This is a genomic window from Solibacillus silvestris (assembly GCF_051967575.1).
Taxonomy (GTDB): domain Bacteria; phylum Bacillota; class Bacilli; order Bacillales_A; family Planococcaceae; genus Solibacillus; species Solibacillus silvestris_B.
Genome location: NZ_JBQCJW010000011.1, coordinates 97,063 through 112,872, shown reverse-complemented (window position 1 = coordinate 112,872; position 15,810 = coordinate 97,063). Strand labels below are relative to the sequence as shown.

General features: G+C 39.6%; 14 protein-coding genes. 1 reads left to right on the top strand and 13 read right to left on the bottom strand.

Annotated features, from left to right (window positions below; all coding sequences use genetic code 11):
• Positions 1 to 270 precede the first annotated feature (270 nt).
• The 8 genes from ACTHOQ_RS09645 to citZ all read right to left on the bottom strand — a co-directional run bounded on the left by ACTHOQ_RS09645 (position 271) and on the right by citZ (position 9,282).
• Positions 271 to 720: a DNA polymerase I gene (locus ACTHOQ_RS09645; protein ID WP_440495783.1), complete on the bottom strand. Its 450-nt coding sequence runs from the start codon at positions 718 to 720 to the stop codon at positions 271 to 273.
• Between the two features lie 147 nt (positions 721 to 867).
• Positions 868 to 1,953, bottom strand: a complete 1,086-nt coding sequence (gene hflC / locus ACTHOQ_RS09640; protein WP_440495781.1) for a protease modulator HflC — start codon at positions 1,951 to 1,953, stop codon at positions 868 to 870.
• Positions 1,953 to 2,918, bottom strand: a complete 966-nt coding sequence (gene hflK / locus ACTHOQ_RS09635; protein ID WP_440495780.1) for an FtsH protease activity modulator HflK — start codon at positions 2,916 to 2,918, stop codon at positions 1,953 to 1,955. The genes hflC and hflK overlap by 1 nt, the downstream gene beginning before the upstream one ends.
• A 266-nt stretch (positions 2,919 to 3,184) precedes the next feature.
• Positions 3,185 to 4,723, bottom strand: a complete 1,539-nt coding sequence (pnpS, locus tag ACTHOQ_RS09630) for a two-component system histidine kinase PnpS (RefSeq protein ID WP_440495779.1) — start codon at positions 4,721 to 4,723, stop codon at positions 3,185 to 3,187.
• Positions 4,723 to 5,433, bottom strand: coding sequence for a response regulator transcription factor (locus ACTHOQ_RS09625; protein WP_440495777.1), 711 nt, complete (start codon positions 5,431 to 5,433; stop codon positions 4,723 to 4,725). The genes pnpS and ACTHOQ_RS09625 overlap by 1 nt, the downstream gene beginning before the upstream one ends.
• Before the next feature lie 222 nt (positions 5,434 to 5,655).
• Positions 5,656 to 6,597 carry a malate dehydrogenase gene (gene mdh, locus ACTHOQ_RS09620; RefSeq protein WP_440495775.1) on the bottom strand — a complete coding sequence of 314 codons (942 nt, stop codon included), beginning with the start codon at positions 6,595 to 6,597 and terminating at the stop codon, positions 5,656 to 5,658.
• Positions 6,598 to 6,824: 227 nt separating this feature from the next.
• Positions 6,825 to 8,087 carry an NADP-dependent isocitrate dehydrogenase gene (gene icd, locus ACTHOQ_RS09615; protein ID WP_440495774.1) on the bottom strand — a complete coding sequence of 421 codons (1,263 nt, stop codon included), beginning with the start codon at positions 8,085 to 8,087 and terminating at the stop codon, positions 6,825 to 6,827.
• Positions 8,088 to 8,166: 79 nt separating this feature from the next.
• Complete coding sequence (citZ, locus tag ACTHOQ_RS09610; RefSeq protein ID WP_440495772.1) at positions 8,167 to 9,282, bottom strand: citrate synthase; 1,116 nt, start codon at positions 9,280 to 9,282, stop codon at positions 8,167 to 8,169.
• Positions 9,283 to 9,535: 253 nt separating this feature from the next.
• On the opposite strand from citZ, the gene ACTHOQ_RS09605 reads away from it, so the two are divergent.
• A complete protein-coding gene (locus tag ACTHOQ_RS09605; protein WP_440495770.1) occupies positions 9,536 to 10,513 on the top strand; it encodes an AI-2E family transporter in 978 nt (325 codons plus the stop codon).
• Here the strand turns inward: ACTHOQ_RS09605 and ACTHOQ_RS09600 are convergent.
• The 5 genes from ACTHOQ_RS09600 to accD all read right to left on the bottom strand — a co-directional run bounded on the left by ACTHOQ_RS09600 (position 10,497) and on the right by accD (position 15,808).
• The gene (locus ACTHOQ_RS09600; protein ID WP_440495769.1) at positions 10,497 to 10,886 is read right to left on the bottom strand and encodes an FxsA family protein; all 390 of its coding nucleotides are present in this window, start codon (positions 10,884 to 10,886) and stop codon (positions 10,497 to 10,499) included. The two genes, ACTHOQ_RS09605 and ACTHOQ_RS09600, sit on opposite strands and share 17 nt — an antisense overlap.
• Positions 10,887 to 11,080: 194 nt before the next feature.
• On the bottom strand, positions 11,081 to 12,841 hold the full coding sequence (gene pyk / locus ACTHOQ_RS09595; RefSeq protein ID WP_440495768.1) for a pyruvate kinase: 1,761 nt from the start codon (positions 12,839 to 12,841) through the stop codon (positions 11,081 to 11,083).
• A 28-nt stretch (positions 12,842 to 12,869) separates the two neighbouring features.
• The gene (gene pfkA, locus ACTHOQ_RS09590) at positions 12,870 to 13,829 is read right to left on the bottom strand and encodes a 6-phosphofructokinase (protein ID WP_440495766.1); all 960 of its coding nucleotides are present in this window, start codon (positions 13,827 to 13,829) and stop codon (positions 12,870 to 12,872) included.
• A 157-nt stretch (positions 13,830 to 13,986) separates the two neighbouring features.
• The gene (locus tag ACTHOQ_RS09585; protein ID WP_440495764.1) at positions 13,987 to 14,943 is read right to left on the bottom strand and encodes an acetyl-CoA carboxylase carboxyltransferase subunit alpha; all 957 of its coding nucleotides are present in this window, start codon (positions 14,941 to 14,943) and stop codon (positions 13,987 to 13,989) included.
• On the bottom strand, positions 14,936 to 15,808 hold the full coding sequence (gene accD, locus ACTHOQ_RS09580; RefSeq protein ID WP_440495763.1) for an acetyl-CoA carboxylase, carboxyltransferase subunit beta: 873 nt from the start codon (positions 15,806 to 15,808) through the stop codon (positions 14,936 to 14,938). The genes ACTHOQ_RS09585 and accD overlap by 8 nt, the downstream gene beginning before the upstream one ends.
• Positions 15,809 to 15,810: the final 2 nt, after the last annotated feature.

The window sequence follows — 15,810 nt, the reverse complement described above, 5'->3', positions numbered from 1 at the left end:
CGCAAAATAAATTTTGCTGTTCCCGCTGGAAGCTTGCTTGTGACTGTCGCTAATGCTTTCGTCACAGAGAAAATCTTATAGCGAAAGGCGCTAGCCGCCAGCTGATGTTTTTTACAGTGCGAAAGGTGAAACCGCCAGCACGAACATTCGCCTCTCCTCCATTCCAATCAACCCGCCTTGGCATGAAGTTTTGTCATCCCCAACTTTTGGCGAGGAGCCAAAAATAATGAAAAAAACCGCGTGGGATAATATTCCACGCGGGCTCTTAAACTACTTTATTTTATTTTTAAATTTAACAGCTTGTACACCGTTTTTTTCTTCTATATAAAAGATTTCTTCAAAAATAACCGTCAATAAAAAAGCATTTAAAAACGGAATGATGACATACATTGGCATGCCCCCAAGATCGTACGGCATTAAACCGCGCGCAAATACTTCAACAAAGCCAATTTGCGCAAAATAAAAAATCATGCCTATGCCAACTTGCCAAATTGGGCGCCTATCTTCCCGCTTTTCAAACCATAGCACCTTTTTGAACGAATTGCGAACATCCTCTGCGATAAAAACGCTCATTAGGAAAATAACGATGAATAGGACAGGTATATGAAAAATTTCAACTTTCATGAAATTGATATGCGATTGAAAAAATAGTGCCGTAACAGATGTTGCCATAATGAATGCGATTAACGTATTTTGTATTTTTCTGCTCAACTTTGCCACTCCTTCTAAACGAACTATCTATCATTATAACAGCGGAATAATAGTTACGGATAATATAATTTGAACTTTTAGTGAAGGCAAATAATGTAAACGAAAAAGCTATTTAGAAATAGTCTTGCTCTCTCTAAATAGCTTTTCGCAAAATGATTATTTTAGTTGACCGGACAATAGTTTTGCATATGGTGAATCAGACGGGATAATAATCATCGTCTCATCACCTATTGTTTTCTTGTACGATTCCAATGTTCTGAATAAGCTATAAAACTCAGGATCTTTTGAATAGGCATTGTTATAAATTTTAGCTGCTTGTGCTTCACCTTCCGCACGGATGACCGCAGCTTCCTTATTAGCTGTTGCAAGCATCACTTGGACTTCTCGATCTGTTTTTGCTTGCCCGCTGCGTTTTTCTGCATCCCCTTCGGATAAGTACTTCTGTGCAATCGATTGACGTTCTGAAATCATATTCGTATAAACGGACTGCTCGTTTTCCGCCGGTAAATCTGTACGACGAATCCGAACATCAATAACTTCAATACCAAAATTCGCTGATTCGATTAATTCGTTCACACGCTGCGTTACACGGACATTAATATTACCGCGCTTCGATTCTTTTTCATTAATAATATCGCCATATTCTGTTTGGCCAAATTCTGTACGCAGCGCAGAATAAATAAATTCTTCCATACGACTTTCAGCATTTATAAGCTGACCGGCATTCGATATTAAGGCCTTTGGATCTGTTACACGCCAAATCGTGTAATTATCAATAATAATTCGCTTTTTGTCTTTTGTACTTATTTCTTCCTCTGTCATATCATGTGTCAGTAAATTGCTCGGCAATGTCGTAACGCTTTGGATAAACGGGATTTTCATATTCAGTCCAGGCTCACTTTCGTACTTTACGACTTCACCGAACTGACGAACCACTTTGAACTCGTTTTCTTTTACGATATATAGATTGGCAATGACAACAAGCAGTGCAGCAAACACCACAGTGAGAACAACAGCTGATGTAACCCATTGCTTTACATTAACAGGCTTTTTATTTTTATTGATCGGTTTAGATGCTTTTTTCGGCTTTTCTTCTGATGATGTCTCGTCATTGCCGGAGTTTTGAGCGTCTTCGTTTGCTTTTGGAACTTCCTTAACGACTTTCTTCCCTTTTTTATTGCCGAATAATTTTTTTACAAATTCGTCTAAATCGCCATCAAAGTTATTTTTATTGTTGCTCATCAGTTCGTACTCCCTTCTTTCTTCTCTTCATTAGAAGAAGTATTTTGCATTGGTTGAAGAGGTAAATATTTCATCGTACTGCTGCCATCATCATTCATAATATAAATTTGCGCATTCGGTAATACAGCCTCTAATGTTTCAATAACTAAACGTTCAGTTGTGATCTCTTTGTTTAATCGATATTCTTCATATAGCTGATTAAATAATGCAACTTCACCTGCAGCTTGCTCGATTCGCGCCGCTTTCTCACCCTCTGCTTTAGACTTAATCGCAGCTACTTCACCAACCGCTTCACTTAAACGTTGATTTTCATATTTTTCTGCTTCATTAATTTTTGTACTCTTCATCTCACGCGCATCGGTAACATCCGTAAATGCTGCACGCACTTCTTCATTCGGTACATCAACATCCTGCAGCTTGACACCCGTTACCCCAATGCCAATATCGTATTTATCGATTAGCGACACGAGCAATTCGCGCGTCTCTGCTTCGATATCCGCTTTTCCATCCGTTAATGCCTGGTCAATTGTAGAGCTGCCAATGATTGAACGAATTGCGCTTGACGTAGCATTATGTAAAACCGTTCGTGGCTCTTGCGAATTAAATAAATACTTTTTCGGATCAACAATACGCCATTGGACAACTAAGTCTGTTAAAACGATGTATTCATCGCCAGTAATCATTTTTGTTTCTTTATCAAATGCTTCTAACGTTCCATCAGGATTTTGCTTATAGCCAAACTGTAAACTAAATGTTTCTTTTGATAATATTTCTACGGATTGAATTGGCCACGGTAATTTGAAGTGGAGCCCCGAATCTGGAATCGTCTCACCTGCTTGACCGAATGTAATAACAACCGCTTGCTCCGATTCATCTACTGTATACCATGAAGTCGTTACAGCAATTAACGCTACAATTGCAAACAGAATAAGTGCTACCCATAATAATGTTCTTTTTACACTCATCGTAAAGAACCTCCTACCTTTCATTTTCTTATTATTCTACGGGACTTCCATTGTAAAAGTTTCATATTTTTTCATATTGCCGCAAGCTTCGGCGACACAATGAAAAAAACTACACAAAAAGAGCATAACTTTTTGCATAGTTTTTTTACGGCTGTCTATTTAATTCCTATTCAAGCTTTTTACCTTTGAAACGGGGGTTTCTATAAAGTAATTTAACATTCAAATATAAAGTTCGTATAACAGTTTTGTAAAGCTAATGTTAAGCTTTAATTACTTAGCGGCAAAAATACTTTTATGCTCGTTCCTTTTCCGATCTCGCTTGCAACTTGGATTTTTCCATTATGCGCCTCGATTAAATGTTTAACAATCGATAAACCGAGACCCGTACCGCCCGAGTTTCGGCTGCGCGCACGGTCCACTCTATAAAAACGTTCGAAAATACGAGCAATTTCAGCTTTTTCAATACCGATCCCTTCGTCCCTCACTTCGAATATGCCATGCTCTTTATTCGCGCTTATCCGAAGCGTAACTGTCGTCTCTTCCTTCGAATATGCAATTGCATTGTTAATTAAATTCGTGAAAATTTGCATTAAACGATTCACATCACCTAAAATCACCGCATCTTGCTCTATCTCTACATTAAATTGCATATTTTTGCTTTCCAGCTGGGAGCTCGTTAAATCAACAACGCGAATTAATATATCCTGCAGCTTCGTTGGCGTCACCTCCAGCGTAAAGCCATGACGCTCAATTTTGGAGAGCTCCAGCAAGTCATTGACAAGCACTTGAATACGGTTACTTTCATCGTAAATAATCGTTAAAAACGACAATAGCATTTGCTCATCTTTGAACGCTCCATCAAGAAGCGTCTCCGAGAACCCTTTAATTGATGTGATCGGCGTGCGCAACTCATGCGAAACATTCGCCACGAAATCTTTCCGGACTTGCTCCAGTCTTACAAGCTCGCTCACATCATGCATGACTATTACTACACCTAGCCAACGCCCATGCTCTCCCACTACCGGCGCCCCATAAACTTGCTCATAATATTCTTCATCCGCAATTTCCATCATAAGTTGCTGACGATATGGCATTTCCGTTAAAAACACATGATCGATAAATTGCTCCAGCTCTTTTGGCAAGCCTAACATCATGAAGTTTTTTCCGATAAGCTGCTCCTTAGGAAGCTCAAAAAGAGTTTGGAACTTTTTGTTGACAATCGAAATATTTCCTTCGCGGTCAATCATCATTAATGCACTGCCCATATTTTCGATTAGTGTTTTTAAACGCTCTTCCTCAATCGCTCGCGTCTTCGTTATATCCTGCAGATTCCGCGCTAAAATATTGATTGAATTTCGAAGCTCGACAATCGTTCTCGGCCCGTTCGCAAATGCCCGCGCGCGGTAATTCCCTTTTGACAGCTCTCTTGCTGTTTTCGTAATATTGATGATAGGATTAATAAAATTGCTTGCAACACGATATGTCATTAATCCCATTATTACAAGTCCGCCTAATAATAATGCGGAAATGATCATATATATTTTTTTCTTCGTATCCTTCAAGGACTCTGCCTCTACATCGATCATATACGTATTTATAAGCGCTTCTTTTTGGGAAGTCGTAAGCTCGATTTGCTGTTCTTCTATTATTTGGTCCAATTTTTGTTCCGAAACTTTGGATGCTTCATTAATGTATTCATCAATAAAAAAAGGAAAAAGCTGCCCTATGAACAACCCTAGAACAGCTAAACTTGATCCAATTACAAAAATAAACGAATAAAACAATCTATTTTTCATTGCGTTCATTATTTTTTTGGCTCCTCGAATTTATACCCTAAACCGCGAATTGTTTTAATGTATATTGGTTTTCGGCTATTTTCTTCTATTTTATCGCGTAAATGACTAATGTGGACATCTACAATTCGCGTATCTCCTGCGAAATCATAGTTCCAGACAGCACTTAATAGCTGATCGCGCGTCAATACACGATTTTTATTTTCTAGTAAGTATACTAATAATTCGAATTCCTTAGGTGTGAACTCCAAAGACTGTTCATCAATAAATGCTTCAAACCGTTCCGGGAACACTTTTAAATTGCCAAATGAATAAACGACTTCATTCGATTCAACCGTTTCTTCCACAATTGGGCTGGAAAAACGTCGTAAAACTGCTTTTACTCGGGCAATTACTTCCCGCGGGCTAAATGGCTTTGTCATATAGTCATCCGCACCTAACTCCAAACCCAGCACTTTGTCAAATTCATCATCTCTGGCCGTCAACATAATAATCGGCACATTAATGCGTAAGCGTCGCAATTCTTTGCATACTTCTACCCCATCAAGCTTCGGCAGCATCAAATCCAGTAAAATTAAATCTGGTGCCTGCTCTACTGCTGTATCAAGGCCCGCTTGACCATCATGTGCTAAAAGAACATGAAAGCCGGCTTGTTCCAAATTATATTTTAATAATGTTGCAATTGGCATTTCATCTTCTACCACTAAAACCGTTTTAACCATTTTAAGTTCCTCCACAATCGATTTGAAACCCCCATCTCAAATCAATCTTCCATGTGTATGGCTGTAAAACTTTCTTTGAATATGTAATGTTCAAAGCACTACCTTCATAGTAACAACTTTTTTTGAAAAGTACAATTATTCATGTAGTTTGTTCCTGCTTGCATCAAAATTTTTAAAAAAGAAAAAACCTAAGCATATTTTCAGTGCTTAGGTTTTTGACTACTATTCCTTTAAAGCGCCCATAACATCTTTTACTGCTTCTGCTGAATGGTCGAGTGCCGCCTTTTCATCGGCAGTCAGCTCCAGCTCATACACTTTTTCAATGCCGCCAGCACCTAATAATGTCGGTACACCTAAGTATATGCCGTCATATCCATATTCCCCCTCCAAATAGGCGATTGCAGGCAAAATCCGTTTTTGGTCTTTTAAAATTGCTTCTGTCATTTCAACCATTGCCGCTGCCGGTGCATAATATGCAGAACCATTTCCTAAAAGGTTGACAATTTCACCGCCGCCAACGCGAGTACGCTGCACGATTTCCTCTAGACGATCTGCATTGATTAGGCTTTGCAAAGGAACTCCCCCGACAGATGCATAACGAGTTAAAGGCACCATTGTATCACCATGCCCCCCTAATACTAAAGCGGCAATATCTTTAACAGATACATTTAATTCTTCTGCAACAAATGCGCGGAAACGAGCAGTATCCAATACGCCTGACTGGCCGATTACACGGTTTTTCGGGAATCCTGATTCTTTGAATATTGTATATGTCATTGCATCTACAGGATTTGTTAACACAATAATGATCGCATTTGGAGAAGTACGTGCAATTTCCTTTGCTACTGTCTTCATGACACTTTGATTAATTTGAACTAAATCATCGCGACTCATACCTGGTTTGCGTGCGACACCTGCAGTAATTAGTACGATGTCCGAGTTAGCTGTATCATCATAGTTGGAAGTTCCTTTTACATAAGAATCAAAGCCTTGTACAGGCGCCGCTTCCCACATATCCAAAGCCTTTCCTTTTGTCGGATTTTCAGCTGCTGGAAGGTCTACAATCACAACGTCCCCCAATTCTTTTTGGGCAACTAGAAATGCCGCTGTTGCACCTGTATACCCACTCCCTATTACTGAGATTTTTTTACGTTTTAATGTCATAATGAATCGCTCCTTACAATTATTAATAAATCCGCATAATAAAAATATGTACAAAAAAGGGAGAAAACATAATGCTCTCTCCCTTTTTGCAACTACTATTTATTTTGAAACGAATAACTAACAATGTCAATAATTACCGTTATTATTTTGAAATTATGCCAACAATATTATTCATCGCTAAATAATTTGTTCACAATTTCACATAAAAAGGCAAAATTAAGCTTGTATTAGAAGTTTTCGATTAATTTTGTAGCAAACTCAGAACATTTAACTTCTGTAGCGCCATCCATTAAACGTGCGAAGTCATAAGTTACATACTTAGAAGAGATTGTTTTCTCTACAGAGTTTGTAATTAAGTCCGCAGCTTCTTGCCATCCTAAGTGCTCAAGCATTAATACACCTGACAATAATACAGAAGATGGGTTTACTTTATCTTGACCTGCATATTTAGGAGCTGTACCGTGAGTAGCTTCGAAAATAGCGTGACCAGTTAAGTAGTTGATGTTAGCACCTGGAGCGATACCGATACCGCCAACTTGAGCAGCTAATGCATCAGAAATGTAGTCACCGTTTAAGTTCATAGTCGCTACTACGTCAAACTCGTTAGGACGAGTTAAGATTTGTTGTAGGAAAATGTCAGCGATAGAATCTTTAACTAAGATTTTACCAGCAGCTAATGCAGCCGATTGTGCTTCGTTAGCAGCAGCTTCGCCTTGCTCAGCTTTGATTGCATCGTATTGGTTCCATGTGAATACTTTGTCGCCGAATTCAGCTTCAGCTACATCGTAACCCCATTGTTTGAATCCGCCTTCAGTGAACTTCATGATGTTACCTTTGTGCACTAAAGTTACAGATGGGCGGTTATGTTGGATAGCGTATTCGATTGCAGAACGCACTAAACGCTCAGTACCTTCTTTAGAAACAGGTTTAATGCCTAAACCAGAAGTTTCAGGGAAGCGAATTTTGTTAACGCCTAATTCGTTTTGTAAGAAGTTTAATAATTTCTTTTGCTCGTCAGAACCAGCTTGGTACTCGATACCAGCGTAGATATCTTCAGTGTTTTCACGGAAGATTACCATGTCAACATCTTCAGGGCGTTTAACTGGTGATGGAACACCGTCAAAGTGACGTACTGGACGTAAGCAAACATATAAATCTAACTCTTGACGTAATGCTACGTTTAATGAACGGATACCGCCACCGATTGGAGTTGTTAGAGGACCTTTGATTGCGATTAAATACTCATTGATTTTTTCTAATGTTTCTGCTGGTAACCACTCACCAGTTTGGTTGAATGCTTTTTCACCTGCTAAAACTTCTAACCATTCGATTTTCTTTTCGCCATTGTAAGCTTTTTCTACAGCTGCGTCGATTACGCGAGAAGCTGCTGCCCAGATATCTGGACCGATACCGTCACCCTCGATGAAAGGGATTACTGGATTGTTTGGAACGATTAAAGAACCGTTTTCTACTACGATTTTGTTAGTCATTGGAAATTTGCCTCCTAATAATCATAAATCTAGGACTGTGTCAATTCACAGTCCCAGATATTTTAACATACTTTTTTAATTAGCGCTCGTTAATTGGAATGTATTTTTGCATATCTGGACCAACATATTCCGCACGTGGACGGATTAAGCGGTTGTTTGCATATTGTTCTAAAATGTGCGCTACCCAACCTGAAGTACGGGATACTGCGAAGATTGGTGTGAATAAGTCATGCTCGATACCTAAAGAATCATATACTGATGCTGAGAAGAAGTCCACGTTTGCAGGTAATTTCTTTTGCTCAACGATCATATCGTGAATCTTAACAGACATATCGTATAATTCTGGTTTACCTGTTAATTTAGTCAACTTCTCAGACATTACACGTAAGTGAGGTGCACGTGGGTCTCCACCACGGTATACACGGTGACCGAAGCCCATGATTTTTTCTTTATTGTCTAATTTATTTTGTACCCATGCTTCAACTTTGTCGATTGAACCGATTTCAGTTAACATTTTCATAACTTGCTCGTTCGCACCGCCATGTAATGGACCTTTTAATGCGCCGATTGCTGCAGTTACACCAGAGTATACATCAGATAATGTCGCTACACATACACGCGCTGTGAATGTAGATGCGTTTAACTCATGGTCTGCATGTAAAATTAAAGCTTTATCAAATGCTTCGATTGCGATTGCTTCTGGTTCTTCACCAGTTAACATATATAGGAAGTTTGCAGCATAGCCTAATTCCGGTTTTGGAGCAACTGGCTCTTTACCTTGACGTACACGTGCGAATGTTGTTACTACTGTACCGATTTTCGCTTGTAAACGAATTGCTTTACGGTAGTTAGCTTCCGTTTCCATAACGTCCGCTTCTTCGTCAAATGCGCCAAGCATTGATACAGCTGTACGAAGCGCTGCCATTGGGTGTACTGTGTTTAAAGGCATAGATTTGAATAAATCAGTAATTGCCGCTGGAATTTCCATGTTTTTAGCTAATTCTTCTTTTAAGTTAGCTAATTCTTCAGCGTTCGGTAAACGCGTGTTCCATAATAAGAATACTACTTCTTCAAAAGTTGCGTTGTTAGTAAGATCGTCGATGCCATAACCTACATATGTAAGTGTATCATCGATAATTGAAGAAATTTTCGATTCTGCTGCTACGATACCTTCTAATCCTTTTGTTGCTGACATAAAAAATCGCTCCTTCACTTAATAAATTAATTTTGTAAGTGCTTTCTTTTCAATCTATTAAAAAGACGCACACTCATATCGTTCTGCTCAGGTGAACCTATAAGTAAATCGCTTACATATATCATTATAATCAATTTTGACGGCTTTGTGAATGAATTAGTAGGATTTTAAGAAAAAAAAGCATAGGTGATAGATTTTAAGTTTTAAAGAGAATTAACCGTTCACAACGAGATATATATAGCATAAATTAGGAGTGGAATATTTGGATTATACAAGTAACTCGAATCAATTGCTAGTAAAAAGTAGGAATATCGTCATTCTCTTACTTTATTTTATACTTTTTTATTTCATCCCCCCTATAATTTTCGGACTATTTTTTGCATATTTATTATTCCCTGTTTTCCTTTTTTTTAAGCAGCAATTTAAAATTCCATTCTTCATTGTCGTTGTTCTTTTATCTGTTTTTTTATTTGCTGTCATTGTATCAGTCGTCCTATTATTTATTCATAGCTTCTTGACTTTGCTGCCTCTACTGCAGTCGACGCTTTTATCGTTGGAAGACACTTACATTAAGCATCCTCTTCTTCCATTTATCGTGGAAAAGCTTCAGACCTTTTTAAGAGATCTGCTGTTTCTATTGATTAATTTCATAAAAAACAGCTTTCAATCTTTGTTCGAGTTTTTTATTTTTATTGTTACTTTTTATTTTTCATTATTTGAAAGCTATAAAAACCGACTTTGGTTTTTCGCGTATATTCCAAAAGCATATCGGATGGCCTGGGCTAGATATTTTCAAAAAGGGATGGAGCTCATCGGCCGCTTTATCGTTGTCGAAATACAGTTATTTACACTTACGTTTATTTTGCTTAGCATTGGGTTTTACTTTCTGAAATTTGATGCCTTTATCACCAAAGCTTTTTTGATAGCTATTGCCGATTGCTTGCCTTTTTTGGGCATTGGCATATTTTTAATCCCTGTTGCAGCCTATTACTTTATTATAAATAAACCGTTCATCGCCATCGCCATTTTAGCAATTTATTTTATTGTACAAACAATAAGGCAGCTAACTGAATCCATGCTTTGGTCACATACATTGCATCTCCGTATGATCCATACATTTTTAATCAGTGCCGCCTCTGTTTTATTATTTGGTTTTTATGGCATCATCATTAGCCCGATATTGCTTATGATTGCCATTAAATTAAAACAGCATGCTATTTTTGCCAAATGACAACTTGTCCTTTTTTCATACTTTTGCGTAAAAAATAAAAAACAATCGGCTTAAATAGATTACGCGTAATTCCCAGTACGAACAGTAAACCGATAATATCCGTAATAAAGCCCGGCAATGCCAATAATACACCGCCAATAAAAATCATAAATGTTTCAATCACCGCTACAGCAGGGGGGTGGCCTTGCTGTATAGTTTTTTGAATATCCTGAAATGATTTTGTTCCGCGCTGTTTTGCGATAAGCAGCCCTGCTACTGATGTAAAGACAATTAACAATAATGTATATAAAACACCGATTGCATTGCCGATTACGATAAACAATGCGATTTCAGCAAACACAAGCGCGAGTAATCCAACTAAAAGCTTTCTCATAAAATGCCCCCTCTTCTTCTATTTTATACGAATAATTCGATAAAAGGTTTTTAGAAAAACACATTTTGCGTCAAATAGCGCAAAATGATGTCTTTTCTGATGTGGATTCCGTTGAAAAACTTTTACTTTCCCCATCCATTCAAAAAGCTACTCACGCAAGTTTGCACTTATTTGAGTAGCTTCCATTCATTTTATTAAAGAACGCTCGCATGTCCTTTGTATATAACCCCTGTTTCCGCATCCATTGTAATTTCTTGGCCATGGCGAATTAAAGTTGTCGCTTCTTTCACACCGACAATGACAGGAATTCCTAAGCTCAAGCCAACGACAGCTGCGTGAGATGTCAATCCGCCCTCTTCGGTAATAATACCTGCACAATTTTCGATGGCTGGCATCATTTCGCGATCAGAGCCAACCGTTACAATAATTGCCCCTTCTGTATCATATGCCAATGCTTCACCTGCATTTTTTGCGATGATCGCTTTGCCGACTACCGAAGATTTGCCAATGCCTTGCCCACGCGCCAATAAGTCGCCGATTACATGGACTTTCATCAAGTTTGTCGTACCTGCTTCCCCTACCGGAACACCAGCAGTAATAACAACAACATCACCGTGGCTTACATATTCATATTTCAAAGCTTCATCCACTGAAAGCTCCAAAATTTCATCGGTCGTCGTCACACGATGTGTCAAAATCGGTTTAACGCCCCATACTAGCGTCAATTTCTGCGCAGTGGTAGGCTGGCTCGTAACCGCAATAATCGAAACGCCCGGGCGATACTTTGCAATCATTCTAGCCGTATTTCCGCTCTCTGTAGGTGCCAATACTGCTTTCACACCAAGATTAATCGATGTATAAGCAACCGCTTGAGAAATTGCCTCTGTCATATTTGCTTCTTTTTCACGGCTGCGCTTTGCAACAATTGCCCGGTAGTCCAAAGCATTTTCCGTACGGTTGGCAATTTTATTCATTGTTGCAACAGACTCCACCGGATATAAACCGGCAGCCGTTTCACCTGAGAGCATGATCGCATCTGTGCCGTCCATAATCGCATTTGCGACATCCGATGCTTCTGCACGGGTAGGACGCGGATTGCGCTGCATTGAGTCCAACATTTGCGTAGCAGTGATAACCGGCTTGCCTACTTGATTACATTTGCGAATTAATGATTTTTGTACTAATGGAACTTCTTCTGCCGGAATCTCTACCCCTAAATCACCGCGCGCAACCATTAATCCGTCTGAAACTTCGATAATTTCATCGATGTTATCAACGCCTTCCTGGTTTTCGATTTTCGGGATAATTTGAATATGGCTTCCCTCATTTTGCTCTAATAGTTCGCGAATCTCCAGCACGTCCTTCGCTGTACGCACGAAAGAAGCGGCGATAAAGTCTATGCCCTGGTCAATCCCAAATAAAATGTCCGCTGCATCTTTGTCGGTAATCCCTGGCAATTTTACAGATACACCTGGTACGTTGACACCTTTTTTATTTTTCAAAATTCCTGCGTTTTCAACGATTGTATGGATTAAACCTTGCTCCAAATCTTTTGCCAGCACACGAAGCTCGATTAAGCCGTCATCCAATAAAATCATATCATTTTGATCGACATCTTCGATTAATTGGTCATATGTCACAGAAAAGCGTGATTCGTTCCCGAGCACTTCCGTCATTGAAATATCAATCACTTGTCCTGCCACTAAATGCACTTCACCATTTTCCATTGTATGTGTGCGGATTTCCGGACCTTTCGTATCCAATAAAATGCCGACTGGTTTTTTCATGCGCTCTGATGCATCTCGAATCGCCGCGATACGAATCGCATGTTCTTCATGATTCCCGTGCGAAAAGTTTAAACGCGCCACATTCATTCCTGCCTCAATTAACTTATCCAACATTTCCGGTGATTCACTTGCCGGTCCAATCGTACAAACAATTTTTGTTTTTCTCATAATTTTTGTCATCTCCGTTTTATGCACTCTAAATTGAAAGTTCTTTTGATAATGTATATAAACTTAAATCTGCTTGGTGCTTTGTTTCAAATGCTTCCTGTAAAGAATAATCGATAATGTCATGATTTTTTACGCCAACTGCTCGACCGCCTTTATTTTCCAGCAATAACTCAACCGCCCTTGCACCGAATCTCCCTGCCAATACGCGGTCACGGGCAGATGGGGAACCGCCTCGTTGTATATGGCCTAAGACAGAGGTACGTATTTTTACACCTGTACGCTCTTCCAATTGCTTTGCGAGCTTATGACCATTCATAACACCTTCGGCAACGATAATAATACTATGACGCTTGCCACGGGATGCCCCACGCTCAAGACGTGTTACAATATCATCTATTTCAAACGACTCTTCGGGAATTAAAATCGATTCTGCACCTGCTGCCAAACCTGCCCAAAGCGCAATATCCCCTGCATCGCGTCCCATTACTTCAATGACGAACGTATTTTCATGGCTCGTTGCAGTATCGCGGATTTTATCAATCGATTCCACAACGGTATTCAGAGCAGTATCAAAGCCAATCGTATATTCTGTGCCAGGCACATCATTGTCGATTGTGCCAGGTATACCGACACAAGGGAATCCTTTTTCTGTTAATTGCATCGCTCCACGATAAGAACCGTCCCCTCCAATGACCACTAACCCTCCTATACCCTCTTTTTTCATACGTTCAATTGCTTTATGTTGGATATCGTCTTGTTTAAATTCGGGGAAGCGTGCAGAAAACAGCTTCGTGCCGCCTCGTTGTATAATATCGCCAACAGAACCGATATCTAAAAGCTCAAAGTTTCCATTATAAAGACCTTCATAGCCATGGTAAACCCCGACAACATCCACACCGTGAAAACGTGCTTTACGAACGACTGCACGAATAGCCGCATTCATTCCTGGTGCGTCTCCACCACTCGTTAAAACCGCAATTTTCTTCATACGACCTTTTCCTCCTATATGCCTGTTACTATCCACATTAACAGAAAAACCGCTCATATGTAACTATTCTAGAAAACAAAAATGTAAAGCTTTTGAAAAAAATGAAAGAATGCGCTTTCACGCATTCCCTGTTGTCCAATAAAGTCGTTAAACAAAATTACTGTTCGATATATTGGCCGATATTTTTAAATTTTGTATAACGATTTTCGATTAATTGATCAGCGCTTTCTTTATTTAAACCGTTTAAAATATTTGCGATGCATTCCTTCATAATAATCGATTGCTGTTCAACATCTTTATGGGCGCCACCCGCAACTTCGGGAATAATGCCATCAATGATTTCAAGCTGCTTTAAATCAAGCGCTGTTATTTTCATCGCTTCAGCCGCCTGTTTAGCATAGCTTGCATCTTTCCATAAAATCGATGCAGCTCCTTCTGGGGAAATAACTGAATATGTCGCATTTTCAAGCATTAAAATTTTGTTTGCCACTCCTAGCGCAAGTGCGCCGCCACTGCCGCCTTCACCGATTACGATACTAATAATCGGTACCCGAATGCCCGCCATTTCAAACAAATTTCGTGCTATCGCCTCACTTTGGCCACGCTCTTCGGCCGCTTTACCTGGATAAGCCCCTTTCGTATCAATAAAGCAAATGATTGGACGATTAAACTTTTCCGCCTGCTTCATAAGACGGAGCGCTTTACGATACCCTTCAGGATGAGGCATTCCGAAATTGCGGCGAATATTTTCCTTTGTTGTCTTTCCGCGCTGATGACCTATAATTGTGATCGCCTGCCCATTGAATGAGGCAATACCGCCGACAATTGCTGCATCATCTTTAAATGTACGGTCACCATGTAGTTCGATGAAATTTTCGAAAATCCGTTCAATATATTCAAGTGTCGTCGGTCTTTCAGCATGGCGTGCCACTTGTACACGATCCCACGGCTCCATATTCGCATAAACGCTTTTTTCAAGCTCTTGTAAACGCGATTCGAGCTTTTCGATTTCCCCGCTCATATCGACGTCCGCTTCAGCCGCAATCGTTTTGAGCTCGACAATTTTTTCGCGCAGTTTTACAACTGGTTCTTCAAACGCCATTAATTTAGACATGCGAAACACCTCCTTGTACATGTAACTTCACAATTGTTGAAATTTTGTCGCGCATTTCCAATCTATTGAAAATGGCATCAAGCTGTCCATGCTCCAATAAAAATTCCGCCGTTTGAAAATCATCCGGCAATTTTTCGCGCACCGTTTGTTCGATTACACGTCGTCCCGCAAAACCGATTAAGCTTTGAGGCTCGGCAATATTATAATCTCCAATCGATGCAAAGCTTGCAGAAACACCGCCTGTAGTCGGATGTGTCATAATGGAAATATAAAGCAGCCCTTCCTCACTATGACGCTTTAATGCAACACTTGTTTTCGCCATCTGCATTAATGACAGTACACCTTCTTGCATGCGCGCACCACCGCTTGCCGTGAAAATAATGAATGGCACCTTAAGCTCGGTTGCCTTTTCCACAGCGCGTGTAATTTTTTCTCCGACAACAGACCCCATTGAGCCCATACGGAAATGCGAATCCATAACCGCTACAACGACTTGCATCTCTTTTAAAGCGCCCACGCCCGTCAGCACCGCTTCATTTAATCCTGTTTTCTTTTTATCTGCTTCCACTTTTTCCACATATGCCGGGAAGTTTAATGGGTTTGTTGTCTGAAGATGGTCATCCATTGATACAAATGAGCCTTCATCTAAAAAGCAGGCAATTCTTTCTTTCGCTGTCAAACTGAAGTGATGCTGACATTTCATGCATACTTTCAGATTTTTTTCGATTTCCTTTGTCACATGGATTGTTTTGCATTTCGGACATTTTGTAACGATGCCTTCAGGAAAGGCTTTTTCATCATCTCTTTTTGTAATATGTTCTGCATTTTTTTTACGGCCACTTGTAAATAAATCACGAATTGACATCG